Annotated in this window: 12 protein-coding genes; 10 read left to right on the plus strand and 2 right to left on the minus strand. The window is 62.0% G+C overall.

Translation table 11 applies throughout. The annotated features are described in order from the left end of the window. The first annotated feature begins 106 nt into the window (after positions 1–106). From AB0P08_RS04800 to AB0P08_RS04830, 7 genes are all read left to right on the plus strand, one after another. Entirely contained in the window at positions 107–1,135 is a 1,029-nt protein-coding gene (locus AB0P08_RS04800) for a restriction endonuclease (RefSeq protein ID WP_363588427.1), read from the plus strand. 78 nt (positions 1,136–1,213) lie between these two features. Then, positions 1,214–3,163: a type I restriction-modification system subunit M gene (locus tag AB0P08_RS04805; protein ID WP_363588429.1), complete on the plus strand. Its 1,950-nt coding sequence runs from the start codon at positions 1,214–1,216 to the stop codon at positions 3,161–3,163. Beyond that, positions 3,160–4,482 carry a restriction endonuclease subunit S gene (locus AB0P08_RS04810; protein WP_363588431.1) on the plus strand — a complete coding sequence of 441 codons (1,323 nt, stop codon included), beginning with the start codon at positions 3,160–3,162 and terminating at the stop codon, positions 4,480–4,482. Before AB0P08_RS04805 ends, AB0P08_RS04810 begins: the two co-directional genes overlap by 4 nt. Then, positions 4,479–5,963, plus strand: coding sequence for an ATP-binding protein (locus tag AB0P08_RS04815; RefSeq protein WP_363588433.1), 1,485 nt, complete (start codon positions 4,479–4,481; stop codon positions 5,961–5,963). The genes AB0P08_RS04810 and AB0P08_RS04815 overlap by 4 nt, the downstream gene beginning before the upstream one ends. A gap of 91 nt (positions 5,964–6,054) precedes the next feature. Continuing rightward, positions 6,055–9,162 (plus strand): type I restriction endonuclease subunit R, encoded by a 3,108-nt coding sequence (locus AB0P08_RS04820; protein ID WP_363588435.1) that lies wholly within the window; start codon positions 6,055–6,057, stop codon positions 9,160–9,162. Positions 9,163–9,349: 187 nt separating this feature from the next. Further along, on the plus strand, positions 9,350–10,738 hold the full coding sequence (locus AB0P08_RS04825; protein WP_363588437.1) for an ATP-binding protein: 1,389 nt from the start codon (positions 9,350–9,352) through the stop codon (positions 10,736–10,738). Continuing rightward, entirely contained in the window at positions 10,731–11,372 is a 642-nt protein-coding gene (locus tag AB0P08_RS04830) for an HNH endonuclease (protein ID WP_363588439.1), read from the plus strand. The genes AB0P08_RS04825 and AB0P08_RS04830 overlap by 8 nt, the downstream gene beginning before the upstream one ends. A gap of 55 nt (positions 11,373–11,427) precedes the next feature. Here AB0P08_RS04830 and AB0P08_RS04835 read toward each other — a convergent pair whose 3' ends face one another. After that, entirely contained in the window at positions 11,428–12,051 is a 624-nt protein-coding gene (locus AB0P08_RS04835) for a MerR family transcriptional regulator (protein WP_363588441.1), read from the minus strand. A gap of 70 nt (positions 12,052–12,121) precedes the next feature. Here AB0P08_RS04835 and AB0P08_RS04840 point away from each other — a divergent pair, with 70 nt between their 5' ends. From AB0P08_RS04840 to AB0P08_RS04850, 3 genes are all read left to right on the plus strand, one after another. Beyond that, the gene (locus AB0P08_RS04840; RefSeq protein WP_363588443.1) at positions 12,122–12,631 is read left to right on the plus strand and encodes a DUF4188 domain-containing protein; all 510 of its coding nucleotides are present in this window, start codon (positions 12,122–12,124) and stop codon (positions 12,629–12,631) included. Between the two features lie 82 nt (positions 12,632–12,713). Beyond that, positions 12,714–13,100: a mCpol domain-containing protein gene (locus AB0P08_RS04845; RefSeq protein WP_363588445.1), complete on the plus strand. Its 387-nt coding sequence runs from the start codon at positions 12,714–12,716 to the stop codon at positions 13,098–13,100. Beyond that, the gene (locus tag AB0P08_RS04850) at positions 13,093–13,845 is read left to right on the plus strand and encodes a hypothetical protein (protein WP_363588447.1); all 753 of its coding nucleotides are present in this window, start codon (positions 13,093–13,095) and stop codon (positions 13,843–13,845) included. Before AB0P08_RS04845 ends, AB0P08_RS04850 begins: the two co-directional genes overlap by 8 nt. A gap of 294 nt (positions 13,846–14,139) precedes the next feature. Here the strand turns inward: AB0P08_RS04850 and AB0P08_RS04855 are convergent, their stop codons facing one another. Further along, positions 14,140–14,709 (minus strand): TetR/AcrR family transcriptional regulator, encoded by a 570-nt coding sequence (locus tag AB0P08_RS04855; RefSeq protein WP_363588449.1) that lies wholly within the window; start codon positions 14,707–14,709, stop codon positions 14,140–14,142. Positions 14,710–14,723: the final 14 nt, after the last annotated feature.

Below are 14,723 nucleotides of genomic sequence, written 5' to 3' on the forward strand. Positions count from 1 at the left end.
GGTAGCGATCGGCTCGGTTCGGTTCAGGACGGGAACGCGGGTGGGGCAGTATGGCACTGTCTGGAACGCCAGCGCTGGCGTGACTTCGGCAACAAGGAGCGACTGCATGAATGTCTGGGGCGTCCACAACAACGTGCTCACGAACGAGCTCACTGATGAGGGGTTCATCAGCATTGGGTGGGACGAGCTCAACTCGCTATCCGATATCCCTGGTGGACGCGAGGGCTTGAAGGCCATACTGAGCGAAATCAACCCCGACGCCAAGCCGCGTTCGATCGCAGGACAGGCGGGAACTCTCGTGCGGTTCCGTGACGACATGCAGGTCGGCGACGTGATCGTGGCCCCGTACCGACCGAACTCGACTATCAACATCGGCGTCGTCACGAGCCCCTACTACTACGAGGCCGACGCTCCCATCCATCGGCACCGGCACAGGGTCGAATGGAAGCAGCTTGGTTTGCCTCGGACGGTGTTCACACAGTCGGCGCTATACGAGATCGGGTCTGTTCTCGCTGTCTTCCGAATTCGTAATCACACCGACGAGTTCTTGACCGCATTGAGCAGCGCAGGCGAGTCCGTCGAGCAGGTATCCGAAGCCGTCGAGAAGAAGGTTATCGAATCGGAGACCTCGGACGACACGGATGATGAGCCGCGAGCCTCGCGAATCGAGCGTCACACGCGGGACTTCGTTCTGGAGGCACTGCACAAACGGCTGACACACCAGGAGTTCGAGGACTTCACGGCGGCGCTTCTCCGCGCCTTGGGCTACCAGGCTCGCGTGACGCAGTACTCGCAGGATGGCGGTGTCGATGTGATCGCCCACCGCGATCCGCTCGGGGTGGAACCGCCGCTTATCAAGGTGCAGTGCAAGCATCACACGGGCACGATCGGCTCGCCCGAGGTGCAGCAACTCATCGGCACACAGGGGCTTGGGGAGTTGTCACTCTTCGTCACCCTCGGCTCCTACACTCGCGATGCGCTGGCCATTGAACGACAACGTCCCGGCCTTCGCCTCCTCACCGGCGAGGATCTCGTGACGATGGTGCTCGAGAACTACGACGCGCTCCCGCAACGGTGGCGGGCGGAGATTCCGCTCACTAGCGTGCTCGTCGTGTCGGACAGCGCCGAAGACTGAAGCCGTAGGGAAAGATGGTAAGCAGCGTGTGAGCCCATCGGCTCCGTGCGCGCAAACGATCATGCGGGAGTCTCTTCAGTGGTGAACCACGTTAACTTCATCTGGAACATCGCAGAGTCACTGCGCGGCCCGTTCAAGCCCGCGGAGTACGGATCGGTTGTCCTTCCGTTCACGGTTCTCCGGCGTCTGGATGCCGTGCTTGCGGAGACCAAGCCGAAGGTGCTGAACGTCGCGAAGGCGACGGAGTCGATGCCCGACATGCTGCGGCACCTGCGACTGACCGAGGCCGCGGGCCACCAGTTCTACAACACCAGCCCTTTCGACTTCGCGAAGCTCGTCGCCGACCCGCAGGATCTTCGCGCGAACCTGTCGGCCTACCTCGCGGGGTTCTCGGAGAACGTCCGTGACATCTTCGAGCGCTTCGAGTTCGACAAGACGCTCAACAAGCTGGCCGAGAAGAACAGGCTCTACGCCGTGACCGAGAAGTTCGCTCAGGCCGACTTCCACCCGAACGTCGTCAGCAACATCGACATGGGGCTGATCTTCGAGGAGCTCATCCGGTGGGCGAACGAGCGATCGAACGAGACCGCGGGCGATCACTACACACCGCGCGAGGTCATCGCGCTCATGGTGCAGCTGATCTTCGCGCTCGACGATGACGCACTCTCGAAGCCGGGCGTCGTCCGTTCCATCTACGACCCGACCGCCGGCACCGGCGGGATGCTCTCCGTCGCCGACGAGTACCTGCGCCGCATGAACCCGAACATCCAGCTCAGCCTCTACGGGCAGGACTACAACGACGCGTCCTATGCGATCTGCAAGGCTGACATGGTCATCAAGGGTCAGGATGTCGACAACATTGCACTCGGCGACACCCTCACCGAGGATGCCTTCGACGACAAGAAATTCGACTACGGGCTGTCCAACCCGCCGTTCGGCGTCGACTGGAAGGATCAGCGCACGTACGTTGACGAAGAGCACGCGCGTCTCGGCTTCAACGGCCGCTTCGGTCCCGGCACACCGGCTGTCAGCGACGGTGCGATGCTCTTCCTCCTGCATCTGGTCTCCAAGATGCGTAAGCAGGAGGATGGCGGTTCGCGCGTCGCGATCGTGTTGAACGGGTCGCCGCTGTTCTCCGGGGGCGCAGGCGGGGGCGAATCGAACATCCGCAAGTGGCTGCTTGACAACGACCTCGTCGAGGCGATCATCGGACTGCCGAAGGACATGTTCTACAACACCGGCATCTCCACCTACATCTGGGTGCTCAGCAACCGCAAGACCGATGAGCGCAAGGGCCACGTGCAGCTGATCGACGGGCGCGAGATGTTCACCAAGCTCCGCAAGGGTCTCGGATCGAAGCGCAACGAACTCTCGGCCCAGGACATCGAAACCATCGTGGGGCTGTACGTCGGCTTCGAAGATGGCGAGAAGTCGAAGATCTTCCGCAACGAGGACTTCCTCTACCGCACCATCACCGTCGAGCGACCACTCAAGCTCAACTGGCAGGCGACCCCCGAGCGTATCGACGCGGTGTTCGCGGCGAAGGCGGTGCAGAAGCTGAGCGAGGCGGATGCTGTTGCGTTGCGTCGGGTGCTCGAGTCTCTGGGTGACGACGCGGTCTGGAAGAACCGGGCCGTGTTCCACAAGTCGCTAAAGGATGCCGCGAGGGCCGCGGGCTTCTCGATCACCGGGCCGTTGCTGAAAGCCCTTACGGCGGAGCTCGGCGAGCAGGACGACACCGCCGACGTGTGCCTGGATGCCAAGAGCAACCCGGAGCCAGACAACTCGCTACGCGATACCGAGAACGTGCCGTGGGAAGTGGACGTCGACGAGTACGTTCGGCGTGAGGTGCTGCCGTACGTGCCGGATGCCTGGGTTGACCACGCCAAGACAAAGGAGGGCGCCGAGATCCCCTTCACTCGCCACTTCTATAGGTACGTGCCTCCCCGATCGCTCGACGAGATCGATCGGGATCTCGAGGCGGTCATGGACCAACTCCGGGCGATGCTCGTCGAGGTCGAGCGGTGAGCGACGAGACTTCCCGAGCGATGCTCGAGTGGGCGCCGGATATTCCGCCCGCATGGGACGTCGTCAACCTGAAGATGCTGGCAAAGATTTTCGCCGGCGGCACCCCCGACCGAAAGAACGCCGACTACTGGTCTGATGGCACAGTTCCCTGGCTGAACTCCGGGTCGGTGAATGACTGGGCAATCTCGAAGCCGTCAGAGCTCATCGCTCGGGAAGCGTTGGCCAACGGTGCGACGCGATGGGCGCCGAAGGGGTCTGTGCTTGTGGCTCTTGCAGGACAGGGCAAGACGAAGGGGATGGCTGCGCGCCTCGAAATCAATAGCACTCTGAATCAGTCGCTGGCAGCCATCGTCCCAGGAATCTCGCTTGACTACCGCTTTCTCCAATACTGGCTCGCGTCCAACTACCTGAATATCCGCGGGCTCGCTGGCGGTGACCTTCGAGACGGGCTAAATCTCCAGCACATAGGATCCATTCAGGTGCCAAGACCCCCCGTCGAAGAGCAGAGGGCGATCGCGGACTATCTGGACCACGAGACAGCGCAGATCGACGCGTTTATCGCGAAGAACGAGGAACTCATCGCTCTCCTCACCGAGCGCCGCTCCGCCGTCACTGCGCAGGCAGTAACCCGAGGCATCGACGGATCGGGAGCTCTCAAGGACTCAGGATGCGAGTGGCTTGGCCGCATTCCCGAGGACTGGGAAGCAGTTCGCGTCAAATTCGTCGCTCGGTCGCTACCTGGATACGCATTCGCGAGTGGCGATTTCGTCGACGACCACGCCGCGACGCGCTTGCTGCGTGGCATCAACGTAGGGGTCGGGACCGTCTCGTGGGCCGAGACCGTGGGGGTTACGGACCCCCCGGCGGACGTCGAGAATCGGTACAGACTCGACGAGGGCGATCTAGTACTTGGAATGGACCGTCCAGTGATCAGCGGAGGCCTACGGCTCGCGCCGATAGCTCACGGAGACGCGGGCGCGCTACTGGTGCAACGTGTGCTTCGGCTGAGGGGGACGCGCGTCCGCAATGACTATCTCGAGTACTCACTCGCATGGGGTGGTTTCGCGATGTACATTGAGCCCGACTTTACCGGCGTAAGCGTCCCTCATATGAGCGAACAGCAGGTAGGAAAGTTCACCATTGCGCTTCCGGATACGCCCACGCAGCGCCGAATCGTGACCCACATCCGCGAACAACACGCATCGATCGACGCAGCCCTAGAAACAGCCCGACAGTCGATCGAGTTGATGCGTGAACGTCGTGCCGCGCTCATCTCGGCTGCGGTGACAGGGAAGATCGATGTGGGGCCGCCGACATGATGCACACGCGTGATCAGCTCCTGCACCTCGTGCCAGATCTGACGACGCTTCCCGCCGAGACCGAGTGGGTTGAGTTCAAGGTCGATAACACAGACCCCGAGATGATCGGGAAGTCGGTCTCGGCGCTTTCCAACTCCGCCCGCATCGCCGGTGAGGACTTCGGGTATCTGATCTGGGGCATCGAAGACGGTACGCACAAGACGGTCGGCACGATGTTTGATCCCGCGCGAGCGAAGAAGGGCAATGAGCAGCTCGAGACATGGCTGGTACGCCTGCTGCAGCCCCAGATCCATCTGCAGTTCGATCGGTTGACGGTGAATCGCAAGGACGTCGTGGTGCTGACGATCGAGCCGGCGATCTCCGAGCCTGTGAAGTTCCGCGGCGTTGAGTACGTGCGCGTCGGTCCGTCCACTCGTGAGCTTGCGAAGTACACGGATCGTATGCGGCGGCTGTGGCGAGCCTTCGACCAGCGGAGCTGGACTAAAGCCGCGGCTCGCGAGCGCCTCACCGATGACCAAGTTCTTGGGCTACTCGACTACCCGTCGTACTTCCACATGCTGAATCTCCCGCTTCCCGAGAACCGACACGGCATCCTGGACGCGCTGAGGGCCGACGGTCTGATCGCGAAGGAGCCCGGATCGTGGGCGATCACAAACCTCGGTGGCGTCCTTCTCGCCCGGAGGCTGGCCGACTTCCCATCGCTGGCACGCAAGGCGTTCCGGGTCATCCGATACCGAGGGTCGAACCGGCTCGAGACACTCAAAGAGCAGATCGGCGCGCGAGGTTATGCCTCAGGATTTGAAGGACTCATTGACTACGTCAACGGCCTCCTGCCGACAAGCGAAGAGGTCGGCTCCGCGCTGCGGACAACGAATGCGGTCTACCCGCCTCTCGTCGTGCGCGAGCTCGTGGCCAATGCTCTGATCCACCAGGACTTCGGGATTACCGGTGCTGGCCCGATGGTCGAGATCTTCGACGATCGCGTTGAGATCTCGAATCCCGGCCAGCCGCTCATCGACAAACAGCGGCTCGTGGACGCACCTCCGCGCTCTCGCAACGAGGAACTGGCGAGTCTCCTGCGCCGCATGGGCGTTTGCGAGGAGCGGGGGTCCGGCTGGGACAAAGTCGCCTCCCAGGTCGAGGTCCACCATCTCCCCGCGCCGGAGGTCACGACGACCGACGAGACCATGAGAGTCACACTGCTGAACCAACGCTCGCTCGGCGACATGACCGGTGACGAGCGCGCCGCCGCCGTCTACTTGCACGCTTGTCTCAATCAAGTCTCTCGGCTGAACACGACGAACAGCTCGGTGCGAGAGCGGTTCGGTATCGAAGAACGGAACAAGGCGACGGCGTCTCGACTGCTGAAGGATGCAGTCAATCGGGGCCTGATTGTTGCCTACGACCCTGACGCCTCGCCGAGGATGATGAGATACGTGCCGTTCTGGGCTGCTCCCGATGATCGTCAAGTTGATAGGTAGTTGATGAACGAGCAGGTAGCGTGACCACCGTGAGCGAGATTCCGCGAGATTCCGCGGTTCGCGAAGACAGAGCTAAGTTGATGGGTAGTTGATGAACGAGTCGAAAGGCGTGGCGGGAGCGCACCTTGAGTCGGTGCTCGAGAACGAGATCGCCGAGTTTCTGGCATCCAATGGTTGGCTCTACTCGCTGACGGATGTGGGCTACGATCGCGAGCTTGCGCTCTTCCGGGACGACGTGCTCGAGTGGCTCGCTGAGTCACAGCCGATCGAGTTCGCGAAGGTGGTGCGGTCGGACGACACCGAGGCGCAGCGCGAAGCGGCATCCCGGAGCATCCTCACTCGCCTCGCGAAATCTCTCGACAACGACCCGATGAAGAACGGCGGCACGATCCGCATCCTTCACGAGGGGTTCTCGATGGTGCCGCTGCACGGTGGAGCGGTGAAGTTCCGTATGGCGCAGCTCCGGCCGGCGACTTTGAACAACCCCGAAACCCTTGCCGACTACGCGAAGATGCGCGTGCGGGTGATGCGGCAGGTGCATTACTCGGCGAAGCATCCGAACAAGGCGCTCGACCTGGTGCTGTTCGTCAACGGCATCCCGGTGGCGACCGTCGAGCTGAAGACGGAGTTTACTCAGCCGATCAGCAACGCGCTCACCCAATATCGGTTTGACCGCAACCCGGCGGGTGAGCCGCTCTTCGCGTTCGCGAAGCGGTCGCTCGTGCACTTCGTCGTCTCAAACAACGAGGTGCGGATGACGACAAAGCTCGCCGGCGCAGGCACTCGCTTCCTTCCGTTCAACCAGGGTTATGACGAGGGAGCGGGCAACCCGCCGAACCCCGCGGGCTCGGCATCTTCCTACTTCTGGGAAGAACTGCTGCAGCGGGATGCCTGGCTGCAGGTGCTCGGTTCGTTCGTGCATCTGCAGGTCGAGGTCGATGTCGATCCCGACACGGGCAAGAAGACGCGTACTGAGAAGATCCTGTTCCCGCGCTATCACCAGTGGCGGGCAGTCAACAGGCTCGTGGAAGCAGCACGTACGGAGGGTGCGGGTAGTCGCTACCTCGTGCAGCATTCCGCGGGATCGGGAAAGACGAACTCGATCGCGTGGCTCGCTCACCGGCTATCTCAACTGCATGACGAACAGAACGAGAAAGTGTTCGACACAGTTGTGGTCGTCACTGATCGGACGGTGCTCGACAAGCAGCTGCAAGACGCGATCGGTCAGTTCGAGAAACGTGCCGGCGTGGTGCAGTCGATCACCCGCGAGAACGGGGGGTCGAAGTCGACCGAACTTGCGTTAGCGCTGTCGGGGGGCAAGCAGATCGTGGTCGTGACGATCCAGACGTTCGAGGCGTTGATCACGACGATCCAGTCCAAGCCTGAGCTGCAAGGGCGGCGGTTCGCGGTGATCGCTGACGAGGCTCACTCGTCGCAGACAGGCTCCACGGCGGGCGCGCTGACAAAGGTGCTGTCGCCTCAGGAGCAGGCTGCCGTCGCGGAGGGCGCTCCGATCGATTCGGAGGCGTATCTGCAGTGGGCGATGGAGGTCACCGCTAACGCATCCAACATCTCGTACTTTGCATTCACCGCGACACCGAAGGCGAAGACGCTGGAGCTGTTCGGTCGGATACCCAATGGGGCCGAGACGCCGGAGCCGTTCGACCTGTACTCGATGCAGCAGGCGATCGAGGAAGGCTTCATCATTGACGTGCTGCAGAACTACACGCCCTACAAGGTCGCGTGGCAGCTGCAGCATCCGGGAGCGGACTATGACGGTCCGGGGGAGGTCGACGAGTCAACTGCGGTGAAGGCGCTTGTGCAGTATGTGCGACTGCATCCCACGAACATCAGTCAGAAGGCGAAGATCGTTGTCGATCACTTCCGCGCGTTCGCGCAGCCACTCTTGGACAGCAAAGCGAAGGCGATGGTGGTCACCGGCTCCCGCAAGGAGGCGGTGCGCTGGAAGAAGTACCTCGACACGTACCTATCCGACTCGCGCATTCAGGGTGTCAAGGCGCTCGTCGCGTTCTCCGGCACAGTCGAAGATCCCGAGGACGTCGGTGAGGGCCTGACGGAGAAGACCCAGAACCCGGGCCTGTGGACGTCTGATCTGGCTGCAGCGTTCAAGCCTTCGACGTACAACGTGATGATCGTCGCGGAGAAGTTCCAGACTGGCTTCGACCAGCCTCGGCTGGTCGCGATGTATGTGGATCGCAAGCTCGGCGGGGTGCAGGCCGTCCAGACGCTCTCGAGGCTCAATCGCACGTACCCGGGCAAGGACAAGACGTTCGTGCTCGACTTCGTGAACGAGCCGCTCGAGATCCTGGATGCGTTCAAGGCCTATTACCGCGAAGCGACGCTGACGGCGACGACGGACCCGAACCTGATCTACGACTTGGTGACGAAGCTTGACGGCGCCGGGATATACACGATGGGCGAAGTGTCGCAGGCGTTCGATGCAGCTCTCGTGGGTGGCCTGAACGCGAACAGTGCGGTGAGTGCCGCGACCGCTCCTGCGGTCGATCGGTTCTCGAAGCGGTGGTTTAACGCGGTCACCGATGGGGATGCCGCGGAGCAGGACGAGCTCAAGCTGTTCAAGAGCGACGCGGGCCAGTACGTGAAGTTTTACGACTTCATCTCGCAGGCGCGGAACCTCGAGGACACCGACCTGCCTCGGCGGCACTACTTCTTGCGGCGTATCTTGCCGCAGTTGTCGACGGCGACCTATGAAGAGCCGGTCGACATCTCCAAGGTGCAGCTCACGGAGTACAGCATCGCACCCGGGGATTCCGTGAAGCTCAACCTGGAGCAGGGGCCGGGACTCGACCCGATTACCGCGATCGGTTCCGGCGCGATTCACGAGAAGCACCGCAGCGCTCTCGAGGAGATCATTGGCAAGCTCAACGAGCGCTTCGGCCACAAATACGGGAACGGCGCAGTCGACCTCACCGTCAACCACATCGTGGGCAAGCTCGCCGTCGACTACGACCTCGCTCGACAGGCCGAGGTGAACACTCCGCAGCAGTTCGCGGAGTCGCCGGCGCTGCCGAAAGCGTTTGCGAAGGCGGTCATCGAGGTGCGGGACGAGACGCCCCTGCTTGTCGACGACATGCTCAGCGACAGCGGGCTGTTCGCGGAACTGAGTAAGGCGTTGCCTGCGATGCTGTATGAGTTCCTGAAGTCCAACCACTCGTGACTGCTCGTTGCGATACCGTGCCTGCTAGATTTCAACTTCTAGCGAGAGAAAAGATGACCACGTGAGCGGTTTTCGCGTATTGAACCTGGAAATCGGCGAAGAGCGCGCTCCGGGAACTATCTGGCATGCTGCCGACAGCAGAATCAGGTCTTCTTCTGTAACCTTTGCACCGCGACCTTCGCCCGACATGGCGGCAACGCGCTGGACTTCTGTTTTGATCGGGAGGAATGGACTCGGAAAGAGCCGGATGCTCGGAGCCCTCGCTTCGATGTTCGTTGACGCCGCGAACGGGAAGGTGGTGCGCGATCGCCGCGACCACGTCCCAGCGAGAGTAAGGTACTCGATTGGAGAACAGATCTGCGAGCTGCGAACGGCGAGAAATCGAGAACTGGAGGCCAGCTTAAACGGCTCTCCCGTCGCCGTCGAAGATCTTCCTCTGCCTTCGAAGGTTATCGCAGTGAGCACGACGGTTCTGGACAAATTCCCGCTCCCGGGTCGTGGAAGCTACGAGGACGCAGACAGCCCCGAAGGCGTCTATACCTATCTGGGGCTTCGCGACCGGACGGGACGGGCATCAGCGACCGCAGTAGTTTACCGAGCGCTCGAGGCTCTCATGGACGCGAGCGAGGCAACCTTCGAGCGACGATCCAGAACGTCAAAGATCTTCGAATTTCTTGGCTATCTACCAGTCGTCGAGCACGCTTACCGCTGGCGCTATGCTTCCCTCTGGCACGGCGACCGGACGGTGCTCGACCTACTGAACAGCGACGACGTCCAACTAGCGGCGCGCTCAACGGCCGCTCGCTTGCGAAGGTTAGTGTCACGTGAACCAAACGTGCTTAATCGACTTCAAGAGGCCGTTGACTCGGCTAGAAACGTCACCAGCACAAAGCGTGAGCTGCGTCTATCAGTGGACTTCCGCGGCCGCGGTTCAAGCGGTCGAAGCGAGTTCGACAGCCTACGATTGCTTCGGCGCGCAGGGCTTATCGAATTGAAGAGCGTTGAGCTGCAAACCGCGTCAGGATCAATTGTAGACCTACGCGAAGCGAGCTCAGGTGAATTGTCGCTTGCGACAGCCCTACTCGGAATTGCAGCGGTAATTCAGGACAACGCGCTCGTGATCGTCGACGAGCCAGAGGTTAGCCTCCACCCCGAATGGCAGTCACAGTACCTCGAGCTACTTGAAGCTACGTTCTCGGAGTTTCGCGGGTGCCATTTCGTGGTCGCCACTCACTCGCCGATGATTGTCGCTGACATCGCGGCCGAGTCAGCCAATGTTGTCTCGCTCGGTCGCGCGGATGCCGACACAGAGCCTGGCTCCCATTTCGCTGGGGACTCTATCGATGAGATCCTCTTGCGGGCGTTCCAAGTGAGCGGTAAGAACAATCTCTTCTTGAAGCAAGAGCTCGTCGAAGCTCTTCGACTGGCGGCCGATGGCAGGACGTCTTCGCTCCGGTTCGCTGAGATCATGGCTCAGCTATCCCCAGTGACCGAGAGCCTGAAGGTGTCTTCGCCGACGCGCGTTCTCATCGAACAGCTTCAACAGGTACTTGAAACGGAGGCCGGCAGTGACTGAACCGTTTTCCTTTAGCGCGGAGCAACTCGATCTGATCAGCGGTCTCACACCGCCAGATGGATCAGATGCATGGTCGCTGGACGGAGCCAGGGAAATCAGGGCGCTTGTCAAGACCCGCTGCATTGATGCTCAATCCTCCAAGTGTTGCTACTGCGATAGGTTCCTGGCGACCCAGAATCATCGCATGTGGGATGTTGATCACGTTGTGCCGCGATCCACGCATCCGCAATTCGCCTTCGAGTCGCTTAACTTAGTGGCCTGCTGCCCCGACTGCAATATCGCGAAAGGCGACACGCAGACTTTGGTAAACAGGAGACGAGTCACCTATCCTGACGTCTCCGCGGGATTCACGCTGGTACATCCCCACTTCGATACTTACAGTGACCACATCTTCCACGCCGAGCTCATCTATATACCTAAAACGATCAAGGGCAAAAAGACCATATATGTATGTGACCTCCTGAGATATGCGCAGAAGTATATCGACTGGCCCACATCCATTTCGGATGACCGCTATGAGTCGGATGTGGACGCTGTCGTCGCTGGCGGACCCGGCAGCACTGCAGTATTGGGAAACCTCATCGCGGGGCTGCCCGTTGCTAGATCAGGGGTGGCCTCTGAGTCTACCGATTAGCGAACTCAACCATCCCAAGGCAGCCGCGCGGAGCGCAATCAAGCGAGCCCAGCGTCTATCTCAAGGGCCATCTCTTCGTCCCGAACCTCTCCCCCGAACTCACCTGCTGCGCCACCCGCCGCAGCGCCAGCAACAACGGCTCCACCAAAACCGACCCGAGCACCACGTACCGCACCGCGGCTTCCGCAGACTCCCCCGGCACCCCCGCGATCTCCGCATCCGCGATCCGCCGCGCACTCGCGAGGTACTCCGCCATCACCGCATCCGGCACCGTGAACCCGACGCGCTCCAGCCCCTGCAATGCTCGCGCGACCGCATGCAGCACCGCGGGGTCACACATCCCTGGCTTCCACCCGAGCCCAGCGGCAAGCTCCTCCGCGCCGGCCAGGTCCAGCGAGTCATCGGCCAGCGGGGTAATCGCGGCATGCGCGGTCCCCAGCAGCTCGTGCGGGTTCGCGGGCGGATCATCCAGCGCCGCAACCACCCGTCGCGTCTCGGCGATGCTCACGCCCGCGTCGAGCAGCGCCCGGATCACCCGCAGCCGCTCCACGTGCTTCTCGCCATAGACGGCCTGCGTCGCGGAGGTGCGCTCGCCCTCGGGCAGCAGCCCCTCGCGCAGGTAGTACTTGATCGTCGGCACGGTCACGCCAGTCTGCGCTGACAGTTCGGAAATCCTCATGGCCACCTCTTGACTTCGATAGTAGCGCTATCCATTATGGATAGCATTGCTATCCAATTGAGGAGTCGCCATGTCGAAAGTCATCACGGGTCGCATGACCCACCGCCACGAGGGCGAGCTCGTCGTGTTCCACATCGGGATGCAGATCAACCGGTGGTGGCGCCCCGACCTGTGGCTGCCGGCGTTCGTCGCCATGCCGCGCATGCTCCGCGAGCTCAGCACCGAGCCCGACTCCGGCCTGCTCGGCTACCAGCTCCTCCTCGGGTCGGGCGGCCCCTACGTCGTGCAGTTCTGGTCGTCCGTCGACAAGCTCTACGCCTATGCCTCGAACCCCGACCAGCAGCATCGTCCGGCGTGGACGGCCTTCAACCGCGCTGCCCGCAAGGCTCCGGGAGCGGTCGGCGTGTGGCACGAGACGTTCCTCGTCGACACCGCCGAGAGCGTGTACGTGTCGACGAAGCCGATGGGGCTGCCGAAGGCCACGGAGCTAGTCAAGGTCGGGCGCCGCCACGACCGGGCTCAGGCGCGCTTCGCGGATGGGCGGACGGGAGAGTCGAGGTCCGAGTCGGCCACACGCTGATACCCGAGGAGTGACCAGCGTCGCTCACGCCTGCATGAAGAAGCCCGTCGCCAGCCTGTTGGACATTCGGTACGCTCGGACGATGGCGCACGCTAACTCATCAGGCACCTATTTGTATTTCGATGGCGACGACGTGGGTGCCGCGATTGAGCTTCGACTGCTTGAGTCCGACATCGACGGCGCCTCGGAGATTAGCGCTCGAGTCAGTAGCAGCGTGCAGGAGCTGTCGCGGCAGCTTGAATCTTCACTTGGTGCCACTATCGTTTTCGCGGCGGGAGATGAAGTTCTGGCGCGCTTGACGCACGAAGTTGACGTCGCTCGCGTCGACACCCTCCGCAAACAGTTTCTGGCCGAGTCTGGCCTGACCATCTCCTGCGGCATCGGCCGTGACCCCAAGCAGGCCACTTTGAGTCTACATGTCGCGAAATTGCGCGGAAAGAATCGTATCCAGGATCTGGGCGATGAGTAAGCGGCTAGTGATCCTAGCGTCCTCACCAACGCCCGACGTCTATTTCAACGTGATCAGCCACAACGCTCGGCAGGGCGTCAATCAATTCGTGATCGCGGTGGTCGGCATGCCTGGCGCGGAATCCCTGGGGCAGACGCGGCTCGACATTGAGCACCGACTTCATGCGTTCGTGAACAGCCTCATGAAGGGCGAGTACCGCCCCAGTGCCGACTTCGACAACCCGGTGGCGCTGTCAAGACCGCGCCCAATGAAGGATTTCTTTGACGAAGTCTCGTGGGGCGATCTCGACTTTGAGTACAAGACTCTTGAAGAGGAAGGGCTGCGAGACTTCTTGACCCAAGAGCGAGCAGCCAAGGCTGCCTTTGATGTCACGGCTTGCAAGAACTCCGTGCTGGCCGGCGCCGTCGGTTGGCTGGTAGCAAAGGGTGGCTCACCGATGAAAACTTTCGAGATCAAGAAGAAGATGACACACGGGGAAAGCGACCTCTACCCGTACCTCAAGCCTGCCGAGATTGGGTACCGCGACCTGTCGGAGTCAACTCTTCTACAGAAGGCGACCTGGCGAGTTAACCTGGCGACAATAAACCGCAGAAAGTTCTGGAGCCTCGCAATAGTGATGGCGTTAGGGATGGGTCTGGCAACCTGGCTCTTGCCTGCAAACGTGACAGCTTCGATCTTCGCCGTCCTGGCAACCCTGGCCACGGTGCTCTCCGCTGCGGGAATATTCATTCGCTACCCCGACTAGTGGGAGACGTTCACACACACAACACGCCAAACGCCCGCCTGGCCAGGCGCGGGCTCGTATCTGAGAATGCGCTTGCGGATCTGCGGCCCCATCGCCGCGCCCCCTCAAAGCGCTCCCGATACGTTCGCTAGCGGGGGCAGTGAGGGCAGCTCGGCGTGCTGTTCCGCTGAGACACGCATGGCACTGCCCAGATGTGTCGGCCATCGTGAGCGGATTAGCCGTACTTTCAGACAACGAACGTTCGTACCACGTGCCACCCGGGCGTGCCGCGGCGGAATGTCGCCGATCGTCGACCTACCTCGCGATCCCCCGCAGCAACCGCACCACCGTCTCCTCCACCCGTTCCGCGCTCAACGGCTGCCCGATCAGGGCGGAGTACGAGGCGATCGCGATGAACTCGTCGGCGACCGCGGCGGCATCCACGTCCGCCCGCACGTCTCCGTCCGCGCGTCCGCGTGACACCCGCTCCGCGACCCACTCCCGGATCGGCGCCGCCAGCCGCTCGTTCAACACCAGCCCCAGCTCGGGATCAGCCGCCGTCACCTCGATGAGCGCCCGCGCCAGCGACACACCCTCAGGCCGGGCGAGCCCCGCGGACACCGCTCTGAACCATGCACGCAGGTCCGCGCCGAGGTCGTCCGTCATCGGCACGACGACATCTGAACCAGGGATCGTCCCCTCGAGCAGCGCCTCCCCGAGGATCGCCGCCTTCGACGGCCACCACCGGTAGATGGTCTGCTTCGACACCTCCGCCTCAGCCGCGAGACCCTCGATCGTCACGGCCTCGTACCCGTCTGCGGCGAGCGCACGACGCATCGCCTCCAGCACGGACTGGCGGGCCTTTTCACTGCGAGGACGGGGCACCTTTCGAGCGTACA

Source organism: Microbacterium meiriae, assembly GCF_040686935.1.
Taxonomy (GTDB): domain Bacteria; phylum Actinomycetota; class Actinomycetes; order Actinomycetales; family Microbacteriaceae; genus Microbacterium; species Microbacterium meiriae.